At 60.4% G+C, this 1,017-nt stretch carries 1 protein-coding gene; it reads left to right on the top strand.

Annotated features, from left to right (window positions below):
• Positions 1-37: 37 nt before the first annotated feature.
• Positions 38-1,017, top strand: a 980-nt coding sequence (locus EOL86_15680; GenBank protein ID NCD27011.1) for a TonB-dependent receptor, incomplete at its 3' end; no start/stop codon positions are given.

Genomic DNA, 1,017 nt, shown 5'->3' with positions numbered 1-1,017 from the left:
ATGTCGCTCCTGAAATACACCCGTACGGAGGATCATCATGTTCGAGTTCCCGCTTCTACACCGCACCCCGGCAGGCAGGCCCGGTGCCGGCCTGGGCGCGCGCCTGCTGCCCCTGGTCCTGGCCACTGTCCTGACCTGCTCCGGAGCCTGGGCCGAGGAGACCAACGCCACCTCGGACAAAAGTCCCGTGGCCATGGAAAAGATCACGGTCACGGCCAACAAGATGGAAGAAGATCTGACCAAGGTGCCCCAAAGCATCACGGTCATCGACGCGGTCATGCTCGATGAAAAGGGCATCAAGAACGTGCCCGACCTGATTCGCGAAATCCCCAACATGACGGCCAGCGCCAGCCCCCACGGCAACAACGTCAATTTCCGGGGTCTCAATCCGTCCATGTTCACCGCCAACAACCCTGTGGTCATCTACATCGACGGCATTGCCCACAGCGGCAGCTACGGATTTGACGCATCCCTGGCCAACGTGGAGCGGGTCGAGGTCCTGCGCGGGCCTCAGGGCACCCTGTACGGCAAGGACGCCATCGGCGCGGTCATCAACATCGTCACCAAAAAGCCGGACAACGACTGGCACGGCAAAGTCGGGGCTGAATACGGTACCGAAAACCACATGCGTGGCGTGTTCAATACCAATGGCGCCCTGCTGGACGACAAAATTTTTCTGGGTTTGAACGGCCAGTACGAGCACAGCGACGGGTGGATCGAAAACGACAACGCCAATCGCGACGAAGATTTCAACCGGGAAAACGACCGCCGGGTCAACCTCAACCTGACCGCGACGCCCACGGACAAATTCACGGCCCGACTTTCGGTCATCAACGAATTCACCCAGGACTACGGCATTGACGGCTACGGCCTGCCCAGCGGCGCGGACCTGGACGACTTTTCCAGGGACGACGCCGAACATGTGGACATGGACCAGCACACGCAACTGAGCATGGAGACCAACGCCCAGAGCCTGGGCCTGACCTATGACTTCGGACCCGTGGCGTTAAACTCCGT

The sequence above is a fragment of the Deltaproteobacteria bacterium genome (assembly GCA_009930495.1).
Classification (GTDB): domain Bacteria; phylum Desulfobacterota; class Desulfovibrionia; order Desulfovibrionales; family Desulfomicrobiaceae; genus Desulfomicrobium.
Note: the sequence above shows the minus strand (reverse complement) of the source record. Positions and strands in the feature narration are given on the sequence as shown.